Source organism: Frigoribacterium sp. UYMn621 (assembly GCF_040549525.1).
Taxonomy (GTDB): Bacteria; Actinomycetota; Actinomycetes; order Actinomycetales; family Microbacteriaceae; genus Lacisediminihabitans.
The window spans coordinates 13910-39708 of record NZ_JBEPTM010000015.1 but is presented as its reverse complement, the minus strand read 5'-3'; the positions used below and the strand labels follow the sequence as shown (position 1 = coordinate 39708).

Here is a 25799-nt window from a genome sequence, read left to right as displayed (position 1 = left end):
TTCGCCAAGCGGTCCACGATCGACTGGGTGCGGGTGTCCTGCCACACGATCGCGTTATACACCGGAACCCCGGTGGTCTTGTCCCACACCACCGCGGTCTCCCGCTGGTTCGTGATCCCCACCGCCGTGATGTTGTGCCGGGTGATGTTCGCCTTCGACAGAGCCTGCCCGATCACCTCACGCGTGTTATCCCAAATCTCTTTCGGATCATGCTCCACCCACCCCGCCTTCGGGAAGATCTGTTCATGCTCCAACTGGCCCGACGAAACAATCGAGCCCGAATGATCAAAAATGATCGCACGAGTACTGGTCGTGCCCTGGTCGATCGACAAAATGTAATCAGTCATGAGTTACCTCCATGTAACGGGTAGAAATACGGTTGTGCGGTAATGCTGTTCGGACACACTCGAACCATTCCGAGCCCGTCCGGGTGGAAACGACGGGGCACTCACCCAGCGTCTCCCGAGACGATCCGTCCGCGAGCAGTGCGCTACTTGCCCGCGAGCAGCGGAAGCAGCGGATGCGCGAGCAGACCCGCGAGCGCACCACCGACGAGCGGGCCCACGATCGGCACCCAGGCATAGGACCAGTCGCTGCCCCCCTTGCCCTTGATCGGCAAGATCGCATGCGCGATACGCGGCCCGAGGTCCCGGGCCGGGTTGATCGCATACCCGGTCGGACCACCGAGAGAAGCACCGATACCGACCACGAGCAGGGCCACAGGAACCGCACCAAGAGCCGCAAGTCCCGCCGGGGTGTTAGTACCAGCATCGCCACCACGACCGAACGCGATCACCACGAAGACCAGCACGAAAGTGCCGATCACCTCGGTCACCACATTCCAGCCATAACTGCGGATAGCCGGGCCGGTGGAGAACACGCCGAGCTTGTTCGCCGGATCCGGCTCATCATCGAAGTGCTGCTTATACGCAAGCCACACACCCACCGCACCAAGAAACGCACCGATCAGCTGCCCGGCCAGATAGACCAACACCGTGCCGATCGGCCACTTGGCCGGATCGTTGACCGCGAGACCGATCGTGACAGCAGGGTTGAGATGGGCACCGGAGTAATACGCCGCGGTCACACCGGCGAAGACCGCAAGACCCCACCCGAAGGTGACCATGAGAAAGCCACCATTGAAACCCTTGGTTTTCGCCAGGGCGACGTTGGCAACAACACCCCCACCCAACAGGAGCAGGAGAAAAGTACCCACTATCTCCGAGAGAAATTTGAGACCGAGACTGTCCACGTTGACCTTCCAATCTGACGAACGGGCCACCAGCGGGGCGTCGATGGCCGGATGCGTTCTCCACACACCATATCCGGTCTTTCGCTCCGCATAACGGGCTCGTTACACTTGTTTTCGAGGTTTCATCCGGAAGGAATGATTGGTTTCAATCTTCTGCTTGTGGTGCCCGAAACCTGGGTGAAAGAGCCCTCGGGAAGGACATCGCCGAATGGCTGAGCCGACATCTTCAGCGAATCCATCCCGGATCGAATCGGTTCTGGCTGCCGAGCGCGCCGAGCTCGAACGCGGCATCGACAGCACTCGGGCGGAGCTCGACGGCGTCCGCGTCGCGCGGGCGGATTCCTCGGCTGACGATGAACACGATCCCGAGGGATCGACCCTGTCGTCGGACTGGTCTCGCATCGAGGGGATCGGCAGCGGCCTCCGCACCCGCCTCGAAGAGAACGACGCTGCGCTCGCCCGGCTCGACGCCGGCATCTACGGTTCGTGCGTGCGATGCGGCCGCCCGATCGGCGAAGCCCGTCTCGAAGCCCGGCCGAGCGCAGCGCTCTGTATCGACTGCGCCCGTGAGGTCCAGCGCTAGAAGGCCGGCTGTGACGGCGGAGTGCGGATGCCGCGGCGCCACACCGCCGCGGTCAGCGGTACCCCCGGCCGATAGGCGAGGTGCACCACGGAGGGTGCGTCGAGCACCTGGAGGTCGGCCCGGCCGCCGACACGGAGCGCGCCGAGGGCATCCGGTCCCGTGTCGCGGTCGAGCGCGCGTGCTCCTCCGCGGGTAGCCGCCCAAACAGCCTCGTCGACGCTGAGTCCCATTTGGAGAACCGCAACAGCCACGCAGAACGGCATCGACGTGGTGTACGAACTCCCCGGGTTGCAGTTGCTCGCGAGTGCGATCCCGACTCCGGCGTCGAGGAGTTCCCTGCCGGGTGCGAGTTTCTCGCGGGTAGACAGATCGCAGGCCGGCAGGAGGGTGGCGATAGTCGCGGATGACGCCAGGGCATCGATGTCGCGGGAATCCAGATGATTGCAATGGTCGACGCTGGCGCAGCCGAGTTCGACCGCGAGTGCGACTCCGCCGCTGAAGCCGAGTTGGTTGCCGTGAAGGCGTAGGCCGAGGCCTGCCGCCCTGCCGGCGAGCAGTACCTCGCGCGACTCCTCCACATCGAAGGCTCCGACCTCGCAGAAGGCATCGATCCACTGCACGTGAGGCGCTACCGCCGAGAGCATCGGGCCGGTCACCAGGTCGAGGTAGTCCCGGCGATCGATGCCAGGAGGGACGACGTGGGCACCGAGGAAACTGACGGTGTCGGCCACGGAAGCCGCGACGCGCGCCGAGCGCAGTTCGCTCTCCACGTCGAGTCCGTAGCCGGTCTTCGTCTCGAGGAAGGTGGTGCCCTGGAGCTCCGCCTCGTGTCGCAGCGCCGTCGCCGTTTCACGAAGCCGGGCCTCGGGTGCCGTGCGCGTCGCAGCGACTGTGGACGCAATCCCGCCCGCCTCATAGCGTCGCCCGGCCATCCGTGCCTCGAACTCGGCGTCTCGGGTGCCGGCGAAGACCAGGTGGCTGTGCGAGTCGACCCAGCCGGGCAGTACGGCCCGACCGCCGACGGAGGTGCGGGTGTCGGCGGCGGGCGCGTCGCCGGCCGATCCGATCCACGCGATTCGCGCTCCATCGATCACCAGCGCGGCGTCGTGCAGCCGTGTCCTCTCCTCGCCGTGCGTGGTGAGTTCGCCGATGTCGGTGATGAGCTCGGACATCAGGCGGCCGCCACTGCGGCGAGAGCCTCGGCGAGCAGGACGTGCGGGCCGGTGGCCCCGGCGGTGAGTCGACCGCCTTCGGCGACGATCCGGCCGCCGACGATCACCCTCCCGACATCACTCGCGGTCGCGGTGAGCACGAGCTGGTCGGCGGCGGACCCGACCGTGCGCAGCGAGGTCCGCTCGATCTCGACGAGGTCACACGGATCCCCGGGGGCCAGCACGGTGCTGCTGATGCCGAGGCTCGCATAGCCGGCGCGCGTGCCGGCATCGAGAAGGGCGGCAGGCGGGAATCGTCCGCGGCGACCAGAGGAGAGTCGTTCACCGGCTTCGAGGCCGCGCAGCTCAAGAAGGGGATCGATGACCGCGTTCTGGTCGGAGCCGATCGCGATCCGTGCTCCTGCGCTCGCCAGTCCGTGGGCATCACCGATTCCATCTCCGAGGTCGGCCTCGGTCGTCGGGCACATCACGACCGAGCAGCCGGCGGCCCCGACGAGGGCGCGGTCGGCCGGCGTGAGGTGGGTGGCGTGCACGAGGCTGAGCCGGGGGTCCAGCATCCCGAGACCGGCTAGCACGCCGACGGGGGTGTGCCCGTAGGCGGCGATGCAGTCGATGTTCTCCTGCGGCTGTTCGGAGACGTGGATGTGCAGCGGCGTCCCTGTGTCCAGTCCATCGCGGATCTCCGCCATTGCCGCCGGGGAGACCGCGCGCACCGAGTGGATGGCGGCGCCCAGAGTCACCCCCTCGCCTTCGATCGCGTCGCGGAGGGAGTGCCAGCGCGAGAGCCATCCGGCGGCCGATCCGTCGCCGAACCGGCGCTGCTGGGCCGAGAGAGGCGCTGCGATCCCGCCGTCGAGATAGCAGGTGTCGAGCAACACCAGGCGGATGCCGACCTCGCGCGCGGCTTCTCCGATCGCGAGCTCCATCGCGTGGCGTGCCGGGTAGGCTGCGCCATCCGCCCGGTGATGCACGTAGTGGAACTCGCCGACGGCGGTGTAGCCGCTCACCAGCATCTCGGCGAAGACCGCGCGGGCGATGAGGAACATCAGTGGGGGGTCGAGCAGCCCGGCGACCCGGTACATCGCGTCGCGCCACTGCCAGAAATCACCGCCGTCGGCATGAGTGGTTCCCCGCAGAAGCCGATGGAAAGCGTGCGAGTGGGCGGTGGCGAAGCCCGGAACCACGGTTGCGAGGCACACATCCCCGAGGGCCGCCTCGACCCCGGTGACGATGTTCACGATCGTTCCGGCCGGGTCTGTCTCGATTCGAACACGCTCGGTGACGGATCCCGGTCGGACCAGCACCGCGCAGTGGAAAGTGGTCACTCAGTATTCCCAGAGAGGCACGCGAAGTCCGCGTTCGCGGGCGACCTCGGCGGCTCGCTCGTAGCCGGCATCGACGTGTCGCATGACCCCGGTGCCCGGATCGTTCACCAGCACCCGCTCGATCTTCTGGCGGGCGAGATCGGTGCCATCGGCCACGACCACCTGACCGGCATGGATGCTCCGCCCGATCCCGACGCCGCCGCCGTGGTGGATCGATACCCAGGTTGCCCCCGAAGCGGTGTTGAGCAGTGCATTCAACAGCGGCCAGTCGGCGATGGCGTCGGAGCCATCCGCCATGCCCTCGGTCTCCCGGTAGGGGGACGCGACGGATCCGGAGTCGAGGTGATCGCGACCGATCACGATGGGCGCGCTGAGCTCTCCCGTTGCCACCATCTCATTGAACTTCAGGCCGGCAAGGTGGCGTTCCTGATAGCCGAGCCAGCAGATGCGCGCGGGAAGTCCCTCGAAGTGCACCTTCTTGCCCGCTTCGGTGATCCAGCGACGGAGCTTCTTGTCGTTCGGGAACAGCTCGAGGATGGCGCGATCCGTGGCCGCGATGTCCGCGGGGTCTCCGGACAGGGCCACCCACCGGAACGGCCCCTTGCCCTCAGCGAAGAGGGGACGGATGTAGGCCGGCACGAACCCGGGAAAGTCGAAGGCGCGATCGTAGCCGCCGAGTCTCGCCTCGGCTCGCAGGGAATTCCCGTAGTCGAACACCTCGGCGCCGGCATCCTGGAATCCGACCATGGCCGCGACCTGCTTCGCCATGCTCGCGCGCGACAGCTCGGTGAAACCCTGCGGATCGTCGGCGGAGCGCTGCTTCCAGTCCTCGACGGAGATGCCCTCGGGGAGGTAGGCGAGGGGATCGTGGGCCGAGGTCTGGTCCGTGACGATGTCGATGGGGGCGTGCCGGGCGAGGAGCTCGGCGAAGACCGTCGCGGCGTTGCCGACCAGGCCGACCGATACGGGGATGCGCAACTCCTTCGCGGCGATCACCCGGCGCAGTGCATCGTCGAGGTCGCGAGCGAGCTCATCCAGGTAGCCCTTCGCAATCCGGCGTTCGAGCCGAGACCGGTCGACATCCACGATGAGTACGACGCCGTGGTTCATCGTGACGGCGAGCGGCTGCGCCCCTCCCATGCCGCCGGCACCACCGGTGAGGGTGATCGTGCCGGCGAGCGTGCCGTGGAACCTCTTGTCCGCGACGGCGGCGAAGGTCTCGTAGGTGCCCTGCAGGATGCCCTGCGTACCGATGTAGATCCACGAGCCCGCGGTCATCTGCCCGTACATGGTGAGACCGAGTTGCTCGAGTCGACGGAACTCCGGCCAGGTCGCCCAGTCGCCGACGAGATTGGAGTTCGCGATCAGCACGCGGGGCGCCCACTCGTGGGTGCGGAAGACGCCCACCGGTTTCCCGGACTGCACGAGGAGTGTCTCGTCGCTCTCCAGCGTCTCGAGGGTACGCACGATGGCGTCGTAGCACTCCCAGTTGCGCGCAGCCTTGCCGGTGCCGCCGTAGACCACCAGATCGTCGGGATGCTCGGCGACCTCGGGGTCGAGATTGTTCATCAGCATGCGCAACGGGCCCTCGGTCTGCCAGCTCTTCGCTGTGAGGGTCGAGCCCCGGGCGGCGCGCACCGGCCGCGGGCCAGAGGCCGGGGGAGTGGGAGGGGTGCTGAGGCTCATGCGAGTTCTCCGATCACGGTGCGGGCAGCGGCCAGGAGGCGTCCGGAGGCGACTGCCTCCACGACGGATTCGATCTCGGGGGAGAGGTAGCGGTCCGGCCCGGGCCCGGCGACATCCCGCCGCACCTCGGCGACTACGGCGCCGGTTGCGCGGCCGGGAAGCAGGGGAGAGCGCAGATCGAGTGCCCGCGAGGCGGTGAGGATCTCGATGGCGAGCACCCGGGTGAGCCCATCGATGGCATTCCGCAGCTTGCGGGCCGCGGCCCAGCCCATAGACACGTGGTCTTCCTGCATCGCCGAGGAGGGGATCGAGTCGACAGAGGCCGGTGCAGCGAGACGCTTGAGCTCCGAGACGATGCCGGCCGAGGTGTACTGGGCGATCATCAGCCCGGAATCGACGCCGACCTCGTGGGCGAGAAAGGCGGGGAGGCCCTGACTCCGGGAGGGGTCGAGCATGCGGTCCGTTCGTCGCTCGGACATGCTCGCGACGTCCGCGATCACGATGGCCAGGAAGTCGAGAACGTAGGCGACCGGTGCGCCGTGGAAATTGCCGTTCGATTCGACCCTGCCATCGAGGGTGACGACGGGATTGTCCACCGCCGAGGCGAGTTCCCGACCGGCGACCATCGCCGCATAGCCCGCCGTGTCCCTCGCCGCCCCGTGCACCTGGGGTGCGCACCGCAGAGAGTAGGCGTCCTGCACGCGAGTGCACTCCGGCCCCTTGTGGCTCTGCACGATCGGGGAGCCGGCGAGCAGCTGGCGGAGGTTCGCCGCGGAGACCTGCTGGCCGGATTGGGGCCGCAAGGCGGCGAGATCCGCCGCGAAGACCGCGTCGGTGCCCAGCAACGCCTCGACGGACATCGCCGCGGACAGGTCGGCGGTGGAGAGCAGCCGCTCGAGGTCGTCGAGGGCGAGCACCAGCTGGCCGAGCATCCCGTCGGTGCCGTTGATGAGCGCGAGGCCCTCCTTTTCGGCGAGCACGACGGGGCTGAGCCCCGCCGCGGCCAGGGCCTCGGCAGCGGGCATCAGAACGCCGTCACGGTCGCGCGCCGTGCCCTCTCCCATGAGCGCAAGAGCGCAATGGGCAAGTGGTGCGAGATCGCCGGAGCAACCGAGCGATCCGTATTCGCGCACGATCGGCGTGATGCCGGCATTGAGCATCCCCGCATAGGCTTCGGCGGTCTCGAGGCGGATGCCGGTGCGGCCGGTGAGCAGTGTCGAGAGCCGGAGCGCCATCAGCGCACGCACCGTCTCGCGTTCGACCTCGGCACCGGACCCCGCGGCGTGCGACCGCACGAGGCTGCGCTGCAGCTGGCGGCGGCGGTCTTCGGCGATGAAGGTGGTTGCGAGGGCGCCGAAGCCGGTGGAGATGCCGTAGTGCGGTTCGCTGTCACTCGCGAGCTGCTCGACGGTCTCCCGGCTCGCGATCACCGCGGCGCGTGCCGCGGCATCGATCTCGATCGGAGCGTCGAGTCTCGCGACGGCCACGACCTGCTCGGGGGTGAGCGCGCCGATACCGATCAGGACCGGGAGGATGGTTGTGGAAACCTGCATGGTCCCCATCAGACTCCCTCGAAAGGGTGCGCGCCACAGGGAGAGCCGCACCGCTGTCTCGGATATGAGACAAATAACGCGCAACCTCACCGCACGGAGAGATCGACCGCGCTTCGCCGCGGAAGGGGAGCTGGAGCGAAGCCGCCGCGGGAGAGCGCCAAACCTCGGTTCCCGAACCGCGAAGGACACCCCCAATATTGGGGATCGAGCACCCCTCAGGTAGGGCTGTGCCGCGGTCTTGCATCCGATCATCATGATGTCGTCCCGACTTCGGAGGTCATCATGGTGTCGACGAGAACAACCTCACGGTTTCTGCTGCCGGCGCGGCCTCTGTGGAAGCGGATCGTGGTCGCCATCACGGCGGCTGCCCTGCCGATCGCCTTCCTCGTGGCGCCCACGCCCCAGCCGGCCCAGGCCGCGACGACGAACACCCTGACGCTCAACGTCATCAGCGCCCGCACGGAACCTCGCGCCTTCGCGGGCGCTGGAGTCACCAAGGGCGCCGCCATCTCGAACTTCAGCTACATGATCAACCAGGACAACAGTGGATCGACCGCCCAGCGGAGTCCCGCGCTCGGTTCCGGTTGCAACACCCTCGACGCCGGGTATCCGGGCTCCTGCGAATGGACCTCCATCAAGGAGACACCGCACACCACGAGCCCCATCGTGCGCCAGGGCGACCAGACGGACTTCGCCCCCGGCGTCGACCTGCCGAACGGGCGCTACCTGATCTCCGTGCTCTCCGAGGGCTACAAGATCGACGGCGCACACTTCACCGTGCCGTTCCCGGCATCCGGTCTGGTCACCGTCGAAATGCAGCCGACCCCCCTGCCGGATTCGACACTCCGCGCACAGATCTTCCAGGACAGCGCGACGACCAACGGCACGATCGACCAGGGGGAGCCCGGCCTGGCCGGCTTCACCGGCCACATCGCCGACACCCTTGGCGAAGTGCAGACCGACGTCTACGGCAATCCGCTGTGCACCGTGTATCAGGGTGAGGACCCGGTCACCCATGTGATCCCCGTGGCCAGTCTGGACCCCGAGATGCTGCCGGTCCCGATCCCCGGGTCGGGCGGCCACTGCGTCAGCGATGCCGACGGCATCCTGACTATGCCCCACCTCGGGAGCAACCGCTATGCGCTCACCGCCTCGGCCCCGTCCAACCAGACCTGGATCCAGACCACGACCCTTGAAGGAAACCACGACTTCGACGCGTGGGTCATGGAGGGCAGCACCGGATACGACACCGAGGCCCTGGTGGCAGGTGAACCCGTGCCCGGGCCGATCTTCGGATTCGTCAAGCCCACGAACATTCTGACCACCGGCTCCGGCCACATCTCGGGCACGGTGGTGAACGTCAAGCAGTACAGCCCGCCGAAGGGCGGCGATTTCAACTACTGGCTCGGTCTGACCGGCAGCAAGATGGGCAAGCCGATCGTCAATCCGTGGCTCTCACTCAGTGACCTTCAGGCGGGTGACCAGGCCGTCTGGGTGGGTCATGGCGCCGCGGACGGCACCTTCGACATCGCCGGCGTGCCCGATGGCAACTACAGCCTGAGCTGGTGGGACGAGCCGCAGAACCACTTCATCAATACGGTCAACGTCACCGTGAAGAACGGCGAGACCGTCAAGATGGGCAACCTGCCCGACAGCGGATGGTGGACCGAATACGACGGATACGTCTTCAACGACAGCAATCGCAACGGCGTGAGGGACCCGGGCGAGAGTGGCATGCCCAACTTCACCCTGACCATGCGCAAGCAGGACAACTCGCTGATGGACAGAGGGACGAACCTCGTCACCACCGATAGCACCGGCTACTACCACTTCGAGAGCGCATACCCCCTCAGCGAGTGGACCGTCATGGAGAACTTCAACCCCTCCTTCTACACCACCGGTGTCACCTACCAGTCTGACAACCAGCCGACTCCGACCACGGTCAAGGGCGCCGGTGTCGACGTGAGTGTGCTCAGCATCATCGGCCTCAGCGGCACTATGGACTGGGGAGTGCACTCCTACGATTCGACCGGGGCCAACGGCATCGACCCCCGCAACGGCGGCATCGTCGGCTCGGTCAGCTACGACACGACCCGCAATGAGCTCGACCCGCAATACGCGGCCTCCGAGGACTGGCAGCCGGGCGTCTCCGATGTGCCGGTCGAGCTCTGGTCCACCGTCGACTGCGGCACGACGACCGCACCGTGTGGTGGCACGAACGACGCATTCGAGCTCGCGTCCGACGGGTCCTTGGCCAAGGGGAAGCTGTTGAACACCTACCTCTCGGAGCACTGGAGCCGCCCGACCGGATGCGTGGCTCGGGATGTCGATGGCAAACCTCTCGTCCACGCCGCAACGAACCCCGCCGCCTTCGACGAGAACGTGCTCGCGCCCGACCAGGAGACCTCCGGAGAGTGCATCTCGAGCTTCATCCAGGGGGTGCAATTCGGTCCGTACCCGACCGACCAGGGAACATCCGCCGCCAACTTCGGCGCGTCCGTCGACGGCAACTACGGCTTCGCCGATGCCTGCACAGGCACGGTGATCGCCACGGATCCGTCCAACCCCGAGTGCGACGGCGGAACATTCGAGCCGCTCGGAAGCGGCGATTACCTGGTGAAGGTCGCGATCCCGCAGGATGCCACCGGCGACCCGCTGTACAAGGTGACCAGCGAGACCGATATCAACATCGGCAACGGGGACCAGATCGTTCCGCAGGTGCCGCCGCCGGCCTGCGCGGGACCGCTCCACACTGTCGACCTTCTCGGTAGTAAGACGGACGGCTACGGCCCTGTGATCGGCGACGACGCCAACGGCGTTCCAACGGGAGTCACCGTTCCGGCCTCGACACCGGTCACGAACCCCACGTTCCTGGCAATCGGTGGGTCGCCGTACGAAGGCGCAGCCAAGCCGAGCTGCGAGACCAAGCTGGTGCGCGTGAACAACGGCAAGTCGATCGTGCCCATGTTCAACATCTTCACCGACGTGCCGGTCCCGTCCCGTCTGCGCGGCCTCATCGTCGACGACATCAACTTCTCCACCGACCCCCGGTCCACGCTCTTCGGGGAGAAGACCGGTGTGGCCTTCGCGCCCATCGGCATCTACGACTTCGCGAACCGGCTGGTCACGACGCTCGAGTCCGACTTCAACGGGGCGTACGACGTGCTGCTTCCCTCCACGAACCACATCAGCTGCCCCACTCCGTCGGGTGTCTGCGCCAACATGTACCGCTTCGTGGGCAACGACCCCGGTATCCCCGGGCATCTGAATACGAACTACAACCCGCGGTATCGCTCCATCGCGACCGAGTTCGAGGCTATCCCTGGCGTGACGATTCCGACTGACCTCGCTCCGACCCAGGTCGGGGTCTATGTCGGGTCGCCGACGACGGGCGTCAACACGGCGATCGCCTGCACACTCGATGGCGCGACACCGCAACTTCTCGCCGTCTCACAGCCCTACGTGACCGCGACGGGGAGCCGCTCATTCACGATCTCCGGCACCGGCTTCGGCGCCGTCCAGGGAGCCGGCCAGGTCACCCTTGGCAGCGCCGCTCTCACCGTGACCGCCTGGAGCGACACCGCGATCTCCGCCACCGTGCCTGGGGGAGCCCCTGTGGGGCCGCAGCAGCTCGCGATCACCTCCGGCAACGGGCAGAGCACGGTGAACGGACTCACCTTCCATGTGCTCGGAACGGGATACAACCCCACAGTGCACGAGGTCGGCCCCGGACACCCCTTCGGCACGATCCAGGCCGCACTCGATGCCGCGTTCACGAACTCGGGCGACGACCTGGTGATCGTCTACCCGGCCCCCGCCACGGCAAGCAACCCTCGCGGTGCCTACTACGAGAACCTCGTTGTCGCCTCGCCCGTCAAGCTGCAGGGCTTGGGCTCCGGCGGCTTCCAGGGCGGCACATTCGTGCCCGGATCGATCATCGACGCCGGTGCCTTCGGCGGAGACACCGCGCTGGCCACCGCCTGGTTCACCAAGGTCGGCGGCCTGGCTTGGGACGGCAACCAGGCCGTCAACGACGGGGAGGCGATCTACGTGCTCGCCTCGGCGAACGCCACCACCGCGAACGGCCGGGCACGGCAGTTCACCAACGGATTCAAGGCGTCCATCGACGGCTTCGACATCCGCGGCGGCGACCAGGTGGGCTTCCCGGGCAACATCGACGCCATCACCGGTGGGCCGACCGGCCTTCCGCCGAACATCACCACGCAGGGCGGAGCCATCTTCGCCAACGCCTACGCCCGCTCCCTCCAGATCACCAACAACGTGGTGCAGAACAACGGCGGCGGCTACGGGACCATCCGGATCGGCACGCCGGACCTTGCCGCGCCGAACACGAGCAACCACAACGAGAACGTGCGGATCGCCAACAACCGCGTGATCGCCAACGCCGGCACCAACCTGGCCGGCGGCATCGGCCTCTTCGCGGGGTCCGACGGCTACGAAGTGTCCGGCAACGACATCTGTGGCAACTTCTCGCTGGAGTACGGCGGCGGGCTGAGCGCGTACGGACTGAGCCCCGGCGGCAAGATCCACCACAACCGCATCTACTTCAACTCGTCCAACGATGAGGGCGGTGCCATCATGATCGCCGGGCAACTGCCGGCCACCGTCGGTGCACTCTCGCCCGGCTCCGGGGCGGTGGACATCTACGCCAATCAGATCCAGGCCAACATGGCGAACGACGACGGCGGCGGCATCCGGTTCCTGATGGCCGGCAACTACCCGATGAACGTGTACAACAACATGATCGTCAACAATGTGTCGACCCATGAGGGTGGTGGCATCGGCATCAACGACGCTCCTGACGTGCGGGTCTTCAACAACACGATCATGAAGAACCTGACGACGGCCACGGCGGTCACCTCAGACGGGCAGCCGGCTCCCGCCGGGTTGTCCACGTCGGCGAACAGCGATCAGCTGCAGGTCACACTGCCGAGCGGGTCACCGAGCTTCAGCCAGCCGTCGACGTTCAACAACATCTTCTGGGACAACCGCGCCGGCACCCGTTCCGGCACCACGGTCACCGGTGTCGGCCTGTCTGGTGCTTCGGACATCAACAACTGGGATCTCGGAGTCGCTGACGGCACGGGTGTGCTCGCGCCGTCGAACTCCGTGGTGCAGCAGAACCCAGCAGATCACCTGTACACGACCAGTCCGACCAACAGCACCACCGATCCGGCTGTGGTCTCGACCTATGACGTCTCCGTGTCCTTCGCGACCTGGCGTCAGAACCCCACCTTCGTGGATGCCACGCTCGTGACGGTCGAAGCCCCGCCGAACCTCTTGGGCAACTACCACCTGGCCAACTGCCCCGGCTCACCCGCCTGCAACCTCGGCGCGGCATCCAAGGCGGGCGTGACCGCGCCCGCCACGGATATCGACAACCAGGCTCGGCCCGCGCTGGGAGGCTTCGACAGTGGTGCAGACGAGTTCGGCGCGACAGTGTCCACGCCCAGCCCCGACCTGTACTTCTCCACTGCCGGGAACACCAACCCGCCCGGCGTGACGGGAACCGCCGACGATGCGGACATCCACGTGTGGAATGGCACCGCGTTCAGTCGCTCGATCGACATGACCGCTGCCCCGTACACCGTGCCGAGCACCGCCGACACCGACGGCTTCTCCCGAGTGGACGCGACCCGTTTCTACGTCTCGTTCGCTGGCAACGTCACCCTGCCCGGGATCGGAACGGTCTCCGACGAGGACGTCGTGTACTTCGACGGTACTTCCTGGTCTCTCTGGTTCGACGGGAGCGCCAACGGGCTGCCCGGCTCCATCGACTTGGGGGCGATCAGCATCGTCGGCAACACGCTGTACTTCACGACCAACAACACGGTGGTGCCGCCGGGCGCCGGTGGCACCGGCGACAATGCGGACGTTTACCGCTGGAATGGTGGAAACTCCTACTCCCGTGTTCTGGATGCCACGACGGCCCCCACCAATCTCCCGAACAGCGGGTCGGCCACGGGCACCAATAACCCCAACGTAGACGGGCTCATCTGGCGCGACGCGACCCACTTCTACATGTCGTTCAGCAACCCGACCACCAACGTCCCCGGTGTCGGCGCGGTAAACGACGAGGACGTGGTCTACTTCAACGGCGCCTGGTCGATCTACTTCAACGGTGGCACCCACGGACTGAACGGGTCGGCCGGCCTCGACATTGATGCCATCTCGTTCCCCGGCGACGCGCTGCCACCAGAACCCCCGGCCGCCGGCCAGGCGCTGTACTTCTCGACGGCAGGGAACACCAACCCGCCCGGCGTGGGAGGCACCGCGGATGACGCGGACATCCACCTCTGGGATGGCGCGACCTTCAGCCGGACCTACGACGTGACGACCGCGCCGTACGGACTGCCGACCACCGCCAACGTCGACGGCTTCGACCGGGTCGACGCCACGCACTTTTATCTCTCCTTCACCGGCCCGGTGACTGTGCCGGGTATCGGCACCGTGCAGGACGAAGACGTCGTGTTCTACAACGCTGGCACCTGGTCGTTGTTCTTCGACGGCAGTGTCCGTGGTCTTGTGGGGGACCGTGCGACGGACCTTGATGCCATCAGCATCGTCGGGGGCCAGCTGTACTTCTCCACCGACAACGCCGCGGTCCCCCCTGGGGCGGGAACAGCCTCCAGCGGTGACGACGCCGACATCTACCGGTGGAACGGTGGCAGCAGCTTCACCCGCGTGATCGACGCCAGCGTCGCTCCCTACACCCTGCCGAACAGCGCGAACGTCGATGGCTTCGTCCGGGTCGACGACACCCACTTCTACCTGTCATTCGGCAGCGCGAACACGACGGTTCCCGGTCTCGGCACGGTGCAGGACGAAGACGTCGTCTTCTACAACGCGGGCACCTGGTCGGTCTACTTCGATGGCACCGCACACGGGCTGGGTGGCGACGGAAACCTCCAGCTGGACGCCTTCGACCTGCCCACGCCATGACCCCCTCTTCAGATAGCGCTAGCGACCACCCCCAGGGAGACACGAGAATGATGTTCAAGCAGCCTTTCAGCCGCCGCGACGTGCTCAAGCTCGCCGGCGGTGCGGTGGTCATCGTCGGCACGGGTGTCCTGGCGGGCAACGTGCTCAGGCCCGAGGCCGCGGTCGGGGCCGTGGGAGACCCCGACCTCTTCCTGGCGGGCACCGACGGCTGGATCCACTTGCCGGAGACCCCGGCCATCCCACCGTTCCACCCCGACGTCCTCGCGCCCGATCTGCTCACCACCTATATCTTCGGGTTCCGCGATGTCACCGGCAAGACCGATCTTCAGCGGACGAATCAGAAGAACAAGGCCCAGCACTCCGCTCCGATGTTCTGGACGAAACAGTTCGACCCGGCCAGCCCGGTCGACTTCACGGTACAACTGACCAACCTCGGTCTGGCCCTGCGGCCCGACCTGTTCGACGCGCACACCCTGCACTGGCACGGCTTCCGCAACGTGATTCCGTTCTTCGACGGTGAACCCTCCGGTTCCGTCGCGATCAGGACAGGGCGCGTCTTCACCTACGTCTACCGGCCCCGCGAACCCGGTACCTATATGTTCCACTGCCACGTGGAGGACGTCGAGCACGTGCACATGGGCATGACCGGCCTGGTGTTCGTGCGTCCGCTGCAAGACGGCCAGAACATCGCCGGGCACAGCAAGTTCCTGTACAACGACGGCGACGGTTCGACAGGCTTCGATCGAGAGTTCGGCATGTTCCTCTCGGAGGTGTGGGCCGAGGCGCACTGGGCGGATGCCCACATCCAGCTGCCGGAATGGAGCAACTACCGGGCCGACTTCGGCTTGCTCAACGGTCGGGTCTATCCCGACACCATCGCCCCCAATGCGCCGATCGATGCCGCGGCATCCGTGCACTCGCTTGCGGTGCAGACCGATTCCGCCGGGGATCTGATCGCACCGGCTGGGCACCCGGAGTTGCAGTACCAGCCGCAGTCGTCGCTCGTGACCTGTAACGCCGGCGAGACGGTTGCGCTGCGATTCGCCAACCTCGGATTCCGGGAGCAGGCGATGACCACGGCCGGGATCCGGATGCGGGTCGTCGGTCGAGACGCCACGCCCATGCGGGGACGTGACGGCACCGATACGTCCTACGAGACCGAGACGATCAACATCGGCCCGGGTGAGAGCTTCGATGTCGTCTTCGTCGCGCCCGACCACACCGGTCCCGGCTTTGACACCTACCTGATCTACAACCGCAACTACCCCGTCACAAACAACCTGGCGCCGGGCGGAATGGGCGGTCAAGCCACCGAGATCCGCGTGTATGCCGCTGGCGGCATCCCTCCGCAGAGCTATCCGAACGACCTGGGAGTCTGAGAGCCATGATGAGAGGGACCGCCGTGCTTCAAGGGAAGGTTCGCAGCCGGGGCGTGCGCTGGGCAGCGCTGCTGATCGCGTTGCCCCTGGTCGGAGCCGTGATGAGCTCGTTCACCCCGGCGGCGATCGCCACGCCCGCCGCGCGGGTCGGCATCGAATGCACCGCCGGAGTTGGTGGCGGCGCCACGACCCCGATCTTCAACCTGACCACCAAGACCGGATACATCAGCCTGCCCGATGGGAACACGGCGTTCATGTGGGGGTACTCCAGCGGGTTCGACGCATTCCAGCATCCCGGCCCGGTGCTGTGTGTCAACGCCGGAGACACCGTCACCGTGATTCTGCACAACACCCTGCCCGAGGCGGCGTCGATCGTATTCCCTGGCCAGGAGAGCGTTCTGGCCAACGGGATCCCGGCGCAACCCCAGTCCACGGGGGCCGGCCCGATCACCTCGCTCACCAACACGGCCGCGGCCGGGGGCGGGACCGTCACCTACAGCTTCGTGGCCGCCAACCCGGGAACGTTCCTTTACGAGTCCGGTACCAACCCGGAGAAGCAGGTCCGGATGGGCCTGTTCGGGGCGCTGATAGTGCGCCCCTCGGCCGTGCCGACGGGAGGAGCGGCCGGGTCGACCGCGAGCGAGTACGCCAACAACAGGAAAGACAGCCGGTTCAAGCCGAGCCAGGAATTCATGGTGCTGCTGAGCGAAATCGACCCTTACCAACATCAGGCCGTCGAGAACAACAAGAGCTTCAACATGAACAATTACCACCCGCGCTATTGGCTGATCAACGGTCGCGGATACCCCGACAGCATCGCCGACAATGGCGCCAGTTGGCTTCCCGCTCAGCCCTACGGGGCACTCGCCCAGATCACGGAGTTCAACCGCACCGCCACCACGCCGGACCAGCCCGGGATGGCCCGGTACCTCAATGTTGGCACGGAGGACTATCCGTTCCATCCGCACGGCAACAACGGCCTGGTCATCGCTCGAGACGGCCACCCGCTCGAGGGCCCCGCCGGGCAGGACCTCTCGTTCGAGAAGTTCGCCATCAACATCGGTCCGAGCCAGACCTGGGACGTGCTGTTCAAGTGGTATGACGCTGAGAACTACTCCCCGTCCAACCCGGTCCCGGTGACGGTGCCGGCGCTGGCCGACCAGTCGATCGGTGTCTTCTACAGCGGAAGTCCGTACCTCGGGACCAAGGAAGCCTTGCCCCCCGGCATCCAGAGCGTGAACCAGTGCGGGGAGTACTACATCATTTCCCACAATCACGCCCTGTTCCAGATCACGTCCTGGGGCACGAATATGACCGGACCGATCACCTACATGCGGATCGACCCGCCGACGCCCAACAGCTGCGGCTGACCAGGAAGGTGTGGAGAACAATGTCTCACCCGAAGAGCATGAAAAAAGTGATCTCGTCTGTCGTCGCGGCGCTGGTGTCCGCCGGAGGACTTGCCGTGCTGATGGCCCTTCTCGGGCCGGCAACGACCGCTCAAGCCGCGACCGTGGCGTGTACCGCCCCTGGCGACCTGTATGCGGTGTCGGGGTCGACGACCATTGCCGGCCAGAACGTGAAGGTCTGGGGCTACCGCAGCACCCCGGGCACTGTGACCGAGCCCGCCGGACCAACGCTGTGTGCCACCGTCGGGGACACCGTCACGATCACGCTGCACAACGAGCTGACCGAGAACACCGCGCTGCTCTTCCAGGGCCAGCAGATGGTGCCGGACCGCACCGGGGCCGCGCCCGGCGCAACCAGGTCGTACACCTTCACGGCGAGCCGACCCGGCACCTACCTCTATGAAGCAGGACTGGTACCCGGCGCGCAGCACCAGGTGTCGATGGGACTGTATGGAGCACTGATCGTGCGCCCGGCGACAGCCGGCCAGGCCTACGACGCGAGCACCACCTTCGATGACGAGGCGGTCGTGCTGCTCAGCGAGATCGATCCGGCACTGAACAACGCCGCCAACCCGGCGGCCTTCGACATGCGTAACTACGCCCCCCGGTATTCCCTGATCAACGGGAAGGCCTATCCGAACACCGACACCATCCCCGCGACGGCCGGGGGCAACAAGGTACTGCTGCGCTACGTCAATGCCGGCAGTCGCTACCACTCACTGGCATCGCTTGGCACCGATCAGAGGGTCATCGCTCTCGATGGCAGCCCATTGACATACGCACGTCACTACGTTGCGGAAACATTCGGCCCGGGTCAGACGGCGGATGCCGTCGTCACGGCTCCGGGCGCGACGACCGCCGTGACCCGCGTGCCGATCTACGACGGCAGCCTGCTGCTGCACAACAGCACCAGCGCGGGTACCGGCGGAATGCTCACCTTCGTCACCGTCCCTGCGAGCGCTGCCGGCGGATCCGATATCACCGGACCGGTCAGCACTGCGGTCGCCTACACGGCGGGCGTCCTGAAGGCCACTATCGACGACACCACGACCGGCGGATCGAGCATCACGGGCGCCGAGTACTTCATCGACACCGTGACGGGCACGGGCACCTCGATGGAGGGCAGCGGCGCCGGAGGCGTGTCTGTCACGGCGTCGCTGACCATCCCCACCGGCCAGCACGTCCTCTACGTCCGGGGGCAGGACTCTGCCGGTAACCGTGGCGTTCTCAGCTCCGTACTGGTCACCGGCGGCGACGCGACCGGCCCGACCTCGAAGTCCCCGTCTCTGGCCCCCGGCCTCACCAACGGGTCGGCGGCACGTCTGATCGCCGTGCATGCCACGGGGGATGACACCGCAACGGGCGGCTCGAACATCACGGACGGCGAGTACTTCATCGACGCTGTCGGCACGGATGGATCTGGAGCGGTCATGACCGTGAATACCGCCGCACCGACGGCCAGCCTGGATGCAGTGATCCCCGCGGGAGTCCTCGGCTCCCTTGCCGAAGGCAACCACCTCGTCTCCATCCACAGCAAGGATGCCGCGGGCAACTGGGGCGCGCCGGTCGCCATCACCCTGGTGGTCGACAAGACGGCCCCCGCCACCTCTGGAGTCGTGGTGGCGCCGACACCCAATAACGGCACGCTCGCCTTCAACGGCAGCCCCTCGGCCGTGCGGGTGACGGTGGCGACGATGTCCGATCCCCTCGGCGCCGGCGTCAACAGCACCATCAACGCAGCCGAGGCCTTTATCGACACGGTCACCGCGAACGGCACGGGCATCGTGGTCAGAGCCACCGACAGCGTGTACGACAGCGCGTCGGAGTCCGGCTACTTCGAGATTCCACTGGCGACCGTCTCGCTGCTGGCCGACGGCGATCACAGCATCTCCGTGCATGCGAAGGATGCCGCGGGCAACTGGGGTGGTACCGCGACCACGACCCTGGTGGTCGACAAGGTCAAGCCGGTGGTCAGTTCCGTGACCGCAACGCCGAATCCGACTGCGGGCGCCTCCACGGTGAACCTCATTGCCCAGGCGACGGATGCCCGCACAACGGTGACTCGTGCCGAGTGGTTCACCGGCACCGACCCGGGAGCGGGCAACGGCACCGCGATGACGGTCACCGGCACCGGTCCGTCATGGATTGTGGCTTCACCGGTCGACGTCAGAGGGTACACCGAAGGCGCCCGTACCCTCACGGTGCGGGTGCGGGATGCGGCCGGCAACTGGAGTGCGACCGCCTCCACGGTGATCCAGGTGCAGTCCGCGGTGTCGTTCTCCACCTTCGGCAACAGCAACCCGCCCGGGGTGGGAGGAACTGCCGACGATGCCGACATTTACAGCTGGAACGGCTCCGCCTTCGCCCGGCTATTCGACATGAGCATTGCGCCGTACACCCTGCCGGTCGCCGCCAACGTCGATGCGTTCGACCGGGTCGACAACTCCCACTTCTACCTCTCGTTCTCCGGCCAGGTGACCGTGCCCGGCATCGGTAACGTGCAGGATGAAGACGTCGTCTACTACAACGCGGGCACCTGGTCGCTGTACTTCGACGGCAGTGCGCGGGGCCTCACCGGGAGCAGGGCGACAGATCTGGACGCCATCAGCATCGTCGGCGGTCAGCTCTACTTCTCCACCGACAACGCTGCCGTGCCTCCCGGAGTCTCCGGCGCCGGAGACGACGCCGACATCTACAGCTGGAACGGAACAACGTTCGGTCGGGTGATCGACGCGAGCGCCGCGCCCTACAACCTGCCGGCCAACGCGAATGTCGATGGATTCGTGCGGGTCGACTCGACCCACTTCGCCCTGTCCTTCAGTGCCGACACCACCACAGTGCCGGTTCTGGGTGCGGTGCAGGACGAAGACATCCTCTACTACAACGCGGGCACCTGGTCGGTCTACTTCGACGGTACCGCCCACGGACTCACCACCGGCAACCTCGACATCGACGCCTTCGACATCCCCTAGTAAACATCGCCAGCTGGCCGGTAACCCGTTCCGCGGGCGGAAGAGAGGGAAACACCATGATCACCGAGACGATGTCCGAGTCGAACGTTGAGTCGGAGGCCGACGGCGGCCAGACTCGACCCCGCCGCTGGCGGTTGCTGGCGATCGGCCTCGTGGCTGTGCTCCTGGTCGGGGGTGGAACGAGTGCCGCCCTGGGCTGGTGGCCGGGGCAGAAGGCAGACGTTCGCGCGGGGACCACCCTGGTGACGGCCGAGGGCATGGCCGCCCGCTACGGGATCGATGTGAACCTGATCGGCCTGACAGCGGCAGGGGGACTCGTCGAGTTCCGGTATCAGGTGGTGGACCCCGACAAGGCCGATCGGATGATCCACGACGAAAAGCTGCTTCCCATCGTGGTCGTCGAGGACACGGGGGCGACGATGGTCATATCCCGGCCCCATCACGCATCGGAAATCACCCTGGGTGGAACCTACTTCTTCCTCTTCGCCAACGCGCACAACGCCATCCACGCCGGGTCCAAACTCACGCTGGTGATGGGGGACTCCCGCATCGAGCACATCGTGGCCCAGCAATGAAGCGCGTCTGGTTGCGGAGGGGGAGCCGCCTGACCGCGATCCTGATGGCCGCCTTCGTCCTGGTCCTGTTCGGGGCGACGCCCGCCTGGGCGCACAGTGAACTCGAGCGATCCGACCCGCCAAACGAAGGCGTGATCGCCGTCGGCAGATCCACCTTCACCCTCTGGTTCACGGAGGCGGTCTCCGCGCAGGCCAGCAGCTTCGAGCTCCGTGCCTCCGACGGTGCGCGGGTGGCCACGGAGGTATCGGTGTCCCAAGCCGATGACAAAGGCATCGTCCGAATCTCCACGCGTCCGCTCGCGAAGGCGACCTATGCGCTGGATTGGAAGGTGCTCGCAACCGACGACGGTCACGCGACCCAGGGCTCGCTGGTCTTCGGCGTCGGTACGCGGCCAGCGGTGATCGCTCCCTCCGTCGCAGGGATCTTCGATCCTTCAGGACTACTGCTTCGCTGGATCGACCTGTCGGCGATCATGCTCGCGATCGGCGCGGTGGTCGTCTCCGGTCGCGTGTTCGGCTCGATGGGCGAGATGGGAGTCTCGCCCCGTCGGCGCTCTCTCCTCGTCGGAGCGCTCGCTCTGTGCGTGGCCGTCGTGTCCGGCGCCGTCGCCCCCTTTCTCCTCACTCAGCGCGGAGGCAGCTCTCTCGGGGAGTGGTTCGGCACCACCTGGGCCACCCTGACCGGCACCGAATGGGGCCACCTGTGGCTTGCCCGGGAGATCGCGCTCGCGATCGCGGCCGGCACCGTGTACTGGGCGACTCGCACCTCCCGAGCCGAAGGGCGGCTGATGATCGCAGTCCTGGCGCTCGCGCCTGTCGTCGGGCTGGAGGCGTGGGCCGGTCACGCCTCGAGTCTGCCCAGCGGATCCGCGTTGGCTGTCGTCGCATCCGCTTCCCACCTCGTCGCCGCGGGAGTGTGGGCCGGCGGCCTGGCGATCCTCGCCTTCTGCCTGATCCCCCTGATGCGCATCCACCCGGATGCGCGCGCCCGCATCCTGGGATCGGCCTGGCGCAGCTTCGGCCCGATGGCCGCTATCGCCACGGCCGTCCTGGTGGCGACGGGCATCTACGAGGCCGGTCTGCACATCCCCGACCTGAGTTTCGTGGCCGCGACCGTCTACGGCGGCGCCGTCGCCGCGAAGCTCGTCCTTGTCATCGTCGCGCTGGCCTTGGCGGCGATCAACACGTTGCTCGTCAATCCGTATTTGGCGGCTCGGGTGGGTCGCGTCCTCCGGCGTCCGGCGGGATGGGTGCCGCTTCCGCGGCGCCGATTCGTCACCGTCGTCGCCGCGGAGGTACTCGTCCTTGCCGTGGCCGTTGGCACCGCCGGCGTGCTCACCTCTGTTCCCACGGCGCGGGAGATCGCAACAGCGACGAGACAGACCGAGTTGCACACGACCACCGTTGACGGGCTCTTCGTCACGCTCGAGCAGGTTGCCGCCGGGCCGGGCCAGAGCCGTCTCATCGTCCGATCCCGTTCGATCGTCAAGCTGGAGGATGCACCCGTCACTGCCGTCTCTGTCGCCCTCACCGGCCCGACCGGCACTCGCGAGGTGCTGTTCGACCGCATCGAGCCGGGACGCTATGAAGCAGAGACGGAGAAACCCGCCCCCGGCGCGTGGACAGCCTCCGTGTCGCTGGAACGCGACGGCCTGCCCACAGCGCTCACCAAACTCCGAATGACTATCCCCGCCGAGGGTACCGAGAGCGCCCGTCCGCTACAGCTCGTGACGTCCGCTCTTGCCGTTCTGCTGCTGGCCGTGGCGCTCGGTGCCCTCCTGACCGCCCGCCGGCGCCACGAACCCGCCGCGGAGCCCGAGTCGCTTCGCGATCTCAGCTCAACGGCAAGAAAATAGGGAGCCGACGATGAGGAAAACCCTTGCCGTGACCGCGTTGGTCGCCCTGCTCGTGACGGGGCTCGCCCCGGCCGCGTCGGCTCGAACGAGCACCCCGTCGGGAATCGGCAGGCTGTCCGCCGGTGTCCACTCGATGCTGGCCGCCCTCCCTCGCGGCGAGATGACCACGGTGATCGTCACCCTGCGGGAGCAGACCAATCTGAAACGCGTCAAGGGGGCCAACCGTGCGGCACGACTGAACGGCACGATCCAGGCGTTGACGGCGACGGCGAACAGCACTCAGGTTCCCCTCCGGGCTCTGTTGCGCGCCCGGGCCGCCCAGGGGAAGGTGGCGGGGGCCACACCCCTGTGGGTCGTCAATGGGATCTCGGTGACCGCGACCGCCGGCGTCATCCAGGAGCTGGCGGCTCGCCCAGAGGTGGCGAGCATCACCCCCGACACGGTCGCGGTGGTTCCGTCCTCCGGAGCGCCGGAACCCGGTCTCGCCGCGGTCAGCGCCCCGGCACTGTGGAACCTCGGGTTAACCGGGCAGGGCGTGGTGGTCGCGAGCCTGGACAGCGGTGTCGACATCACTCATCCCGACCTCGCGGGCAGATGGCGCGGAGGCGCAGGCGGCTGGTTCGACCCCTACGGCGAGCATCCCGTGACCCCGACCGATCTCTCCGGCCACGGGACCGCGACGACCGGTGCGATCCTCGGCGGTGACGCAGGCGGCACGTCGATCGGGGTGGCCCCCGGCGCAACGTGGATTGCGGCGAAGATCTTCAACGACAGGGGGGCGGCGACCGTCACCGCGATCCATCAGGCATTCCAGTGGGCACTCGACCCGGATCACGATCCGACTACCGCAGACGCGCCCCAGATCGTGAACGGATCCTGGTCGATCGGCGCGGGGCCCGGCTGCGACCTCTCGTTCCAACCCGACCTCCAAGCGCTGCGCACGGCCGGTATCCTGCCCGTCTTCGCCGCCGGAAACTACGGCTCGGGGGTTTCCTCCAGCGTCAGTCCGGCCAACTACCCCGAGGCCGTGGCCGTCGGCGCTGTCACCGGTGCGGACGTCATCGACACGTCCAGCAGTCGCGGGCCATCCACGTGCGGGGGGCGCACCAGGGTGTTCCCTGACGTTGTCGCGCCCGGCGTCAACATCCGCACTGCCGACCTCTACGGCATGTACCAGACGGCATCTGGCACATCGATGGCGGCTCCGAGCGCGTCCGGCGCGCTGGCGCTGCTGCTCGGCGCGCTCCCGGGACTCTCCACCGATCAGGCGCAGGCCGCACTCACGGCGACCGCCGTCGATCTCGGCGTTGCGGGACCCGATACCGCCTACGGCAACGGACGAGTCAATGTCCTGGCCGCGTACCAGTGGCTTCTTGCGCAACAGGACTTCGGCGTAGCTGTCACGCAGCCCGACGCGACGTCGATCGCCGGAGGGAGCCTGAGCATTCCGGTCCAGGTCATCCGCGCCTTCGGCTTCAGCGGATCCATCTCGCTGTCGCTGTCCGGGCTGGGCGCGACGGAGGCGGACTGGACGTTCACCCCGGTCGTCCTGCCTGCGGGCTCGAGCGCCTCGCAGCTGCTGGTCACCACGACGTCCGAGATTCTCACCGGCAGTCATCCGTTCACCATCACAGCCAGCAGCGGCGCGATCAGCAGAACCGCGACGGGAACTCTGACGATCACAGCGCCCGCCGTGGGAGACACCACCGGTCCGGTTACCCGGTCTGCGTCGATCACACCGAGTCCCACCAATGCGTCGATCGACGCCACCCTGCGTGCTCTCGGTGATGACGTCTCGAGTGGGGGCTCGAACATCGCGCAGGCCGAGTACTTCACGGACACCCGGGGTGCCGACGGGACGGGCACGGCGATGGCTGTCGTCCCCACGGCGCCCGCTGGCGCACCGACCGCCAGCCTGGAGGCGATGATCCCCGCGGCTACCGTGAGCGCCCTCGCGGACGGTAACCACGTGCTCTTTGTGCATGCTCGGGATGCGGCGGGAAACTGGGGTGTGACGGAGATGACGACGCTGCTCGTCGACAAGAGCAAGCCGGTGCTCGGCACTGTCGCGGTGTCTCCGAACCCGACGGCGGGAGCCGCATCCGTGAGCGTGGCGGCGCAGGCGGAGGATGCCTTCTCCACGGTGATCCGTGCGGAGTGGTTCACGGGTGCGGACCCCGGCGCGGGCAACGGGATACCGATGACGGTGACCGGGACGGGCCCGTGGACGGTGTCCTCGTCGATCGACGTCAGGAGTTGGCAAGAGGGCGGCTACACCCTGATGGTTCGGGTACGGGATGCCGCGGGCAACTGGAGCGCGAGTGCCTCCGTCCTTCTCCAGGTGCAGGCGGCATTGTTGTTTTCGACATCCGGCAACAGCGTCGTGCCGGGTGTGGGCGGCACCGCCGACGACGCGGATATCTACAACTGGAACCGCACAGCGTTCAGCCGGACCATCGACGCGACCATCGCACCGTACAAGCTGCCCGGCACCGCCAACGTCGACGGTTTCGACCAGGTGGGCCCCAACCAGTTCTACCTCTCCTTCACCGGTCAGGTGAACGTCCCCGGTATCGGGAACGTGGAGGATGAGGACGTACTGTTCTTCAACGGCACCTCGTGGTCGATGTTCTTCGACGGGAGCACCCACGGCCTTGGCGGGAACAACGACCTGGACGTGGATGCGATCAGCGTCTCGGGCTCGACCCTGTATTTCTCCGTGCTGGGCAACGCGCTGCCGCCCGGAGTGACGGGCAGCGCGGATGACGCTGACATCTACAGCTGGAACGGCACCGCATACAGCAGGGTGATCGACGCAAGCGCCGCGCCCTACAACCTGCCGGCCAACGCGAATGTCGATGGCTTCGTCCGGGTCGACGCGACTCACTTCTACCTGTCCTTCAGTGCCGCGACCACGACGGTCCCGGGACTGGGAGCGGTTCAAGACGAGGACGTGCTCTACTACAACGCCGGCACCTGGTCCGTCTACTTCGACGGCACCGCCCACGGCCTCGGCAGCTCGAGCGCCCTCAACATCGACGCCTTCGACATCCCCTAACGGCAACCGGTCCGCC

At 66.9% G+C, this 25799-nt stretch carries 14 protein-coding genes; 8 read left to right on the top strand and 6 right to left on the bottom strand.

The window, feature by feature from the left end; all coding sequences use genetic code 11:
- On the bottom strand, window positions 1–347 hold a 347-nt coding region (locus ABIB54_RS16120), incomplete at its 3' end, for an FGGY family carbohydrate kinase (RefSeq protein ID WP_354576545.1).
- A gap of 143 nt (window positions 348–490) precedes the next feature.
- Window positions 491–1252, bottom strand: a complete 762-nt coding sequence (locus ABIB54_RS16115) for an MIP/aquaporin family protein (RefSeq protein WP_354576544.1) — start codon at window positions 1250–1252, stop codon at window positions 491–493.
- Window positions 1253–1460: 208 nt separating this feature from the next.
- On the opposite strand from ABIB54_RS16115, the gene ABIB54_RS16110 reads away from it, so the two are divergent.
- Window positions 1461–1835: a TraR/DksA family transcriptional regulator gene (locus ABIB54_RS16110; RefSeq protein ID WP_354576543.1), complete on the top strand. Its 375-nt coding sequence runs from the start codon at window positions 1461–1463 to the stop codon at window positions 1833–1835.
- Here the strand turns inward: ABIB54_RS16110 and hutI are convergent.
- Genes hutI through hutH form a run of 4 tightly spaced genes read right to left on the bottom strand, consistent with a single transcriptional unit; the run spans window position 1832 to window position 7571 of the window.
- Window positions 1832–3007: an imidazolonepropionase gene (gene hutI, locus ABIB54_RS16105; RefSeq protein ID WP_354576542.1), complete on the bottom strand. Its 1176-nt coding sequence runs from the start codon at window positions 3005–3007 to the stop codon at window positions 1832–1834. The genes ABIB54_RS16110 and hutI overlap by 4 nt on opposite strands.
- Window positions 3007–4332, bottom strand: coding sequence for a formimidoylglutamate deiminase (locus tag ABIB54_RS16100; RefSeq protein ID WP_354576541.1), 1326 nt, complete (start codon window positions 4330–4332; stop codon window positions 3007–3009). The genes hutI and ABIB54_RS16100 overlap by 1 nt, the downstream gene beginning before the upstream one ends.
- Window positions 4333–6018, bottom strand: a complete 1686-nt coding sequence (gene hutU, locus ABIB54_RS16095) for a urocanate hydratase (protein WP_354576540.1) — start codon at window positions 6016–6018, stop codon at window positions 4333–4335. It lies immediately after the preceding gene.
- Entirely contained in the window at window positions 6015–7571 is a 1557-nt protein-coding gene (hutH, locus tag ABIB54_RS16090; protein WP_354576539.1) for a histidine ammonia-lyase, read from the bottom strand. Before hutH ends, hutU begins: the two co-directional genes overlap by 4 nt.
- Before the next feature lie 282 nt (window positions 7572–7853).
- Here hutH and ABIB54_RS16085 point away from each other — a divergent pair, with 282 nt between their 5' ends.
- The 7 genes from ABIB54_RS16085 to ABIB54_RS16055 are packed head-to-tail and all read left to right on the top strand — an operon-like array spanning window position 7854 to window position 25783.
- Window positions 7854–14534 (top strand): SdrD B-like domain-containing protein, encoded by a 6681-nt coding sequence (locus ABIB54_RS16085; protein WP_354576538.1) that lies wholly within the window; start codon window positions 7854–7856, stop codon window positions 14532–14534.
- 47 nt (window positions 14535–14581) lie between these two features.
- Entirely contained in the window at window positions 14582–15913 is a 1332-nt protein-coding gene (locus tag ABIB54_RS16080) for a multicopper oxidase domain-containing protein (protein ID WP_354576537.1), read from the top strand.
- Between the two features lie 5 nt (window positions 15914–15918).
- Complete coding sequence (locus tag ABIB54_RS16075; protein ID WP_354576536.1) at window positions 15919–17283, top strand: multicopper oxidase domain-containing protein; 1365 nt, start codon at window positions 15919–15921, stop codon at window positions 17281–17283.
- Between the two features lie 20 nt (window positions 17284–17303).
- Window positions 17304–20294: a multicopper oxidase domain-containing protein gene (locus ABIB54_RS16070; RefSeq protein ID WP_354576535.1), complete on the top strand. Its 2991-nt coding sequence runs from the start codon at window positions 17304–17306 to the stop codon at window positions 20292–20294.
- A 56-nt stretch (window positions 20295–20350) separates the two neighbouring features.
- Window positions 20351–20869, top strand: a complete 519-nt coding sequence (locus ABIB54_RS16065) for a hypothetical protein (RefSeq protein ID WP_354576534.1) — start codon at window positions 20351–20353, stop codon at window positions 20867–20869.
- Window positions 20866–22725, top strand: coding sequence for a copper resistance CopC/CopD family protein (locus ABIB54_RS16060; RefSeq protein ID WP_354576533.1), 1860 nt, complete (start codon window positions 20866–20868; stop codon window positions 22723–22725). Before ABIB54_RS16065 ends, ABIB54_RS16060 begins: the two co-directional genes overlap by 4 nt.
- A 10-nt stretch (window positions 22726–22735) precedes the next feature.
- Entirely contained in the window at window positions 22736–25783 is a 3048-nt protein-coding gene (locus ABIB54_RS16055) for a S8 family serine peptidase (protein WP_354576532.1), read from the top strand.
- Window positions 25784–25799 lie beyond the last annotated feature (16 nt).

Coding starts and splice junctions, on each gene's coding strand:
- hutU (WP_354576540.1), bottom strand. CDS start 6,018: ATGAGCCTCAGCACCCCTCCCACTCCCCCGGCCTCTGGCCCGCGGCCG.
- ABIB54_RS16065 (WP_354576534.1), top strand. CDS start 20,351: ATGATCACCGAGACGATGTCCGAGTCGAACGTTGAGTCGGAGGCCGAC.
- ABIB54_RS16075 (WP_354576536.1), top strand. CDS start 15,919: ATGATGAGAGGGACCGCCGTGCTTCAAGGGAAGGTTCGCAGCCGGGGC.
- ABIB54_RS16110 (WP_354576543.1), top strand. CDS start 1,461: ATGGCTGAGCCGACATCTTCAGCGAATCCATCCCGGATCGAATCGGTT.
- ABIB54_RS16055 (WP_354576532.1), top strand. CDS start 22,736: ATGAGGAAAACCCTTGCCGTGACCGCGTTGGTCGCCCTGCTCGTGACG.
- ABIB54_RS16085 (WP_354576538.1), top strand. CDS start 7,854: ATGGTGTCGACGAGAACAACCTCACGGTTTCTGCTGCCGGCGCGGCCT.
- ABIB54_RS16070 (WP_354576535.1), top strand. CDS start 17,304: ATGTCTCACCCGAAGAGCATGAAAAAAGTGATCTCGTCTGTCGTCGCG.
- ABIB54_RS16080 (WP_354576537.1), top strand. CDS start 14,582: ATGATGTTCAAGCAGCCTTTCAGCCGCCGCGACGTGCTCAAGCTCGCC.
- ABIB54_RS16060 (WP_354576533.1), top strand. CDS start 20,866: ATGAAGCGCGTCTGGTTGCGGAGGGGGAGCCGCCTGACCGCGATCCTG.
- hutI (WP_354576542.1), bottom strand. CDS start 3,007: ATGTCCGAGCTCATCACCGACATCGGCGAACTCACCACGCACGGCGAG.
- hutH (WP_354576539.1), bottom strand. CDS start 7,571: ATGCAGGTTTCCACAACCATCCTCCCGGTCCTGATCGGTATCGGCGCG.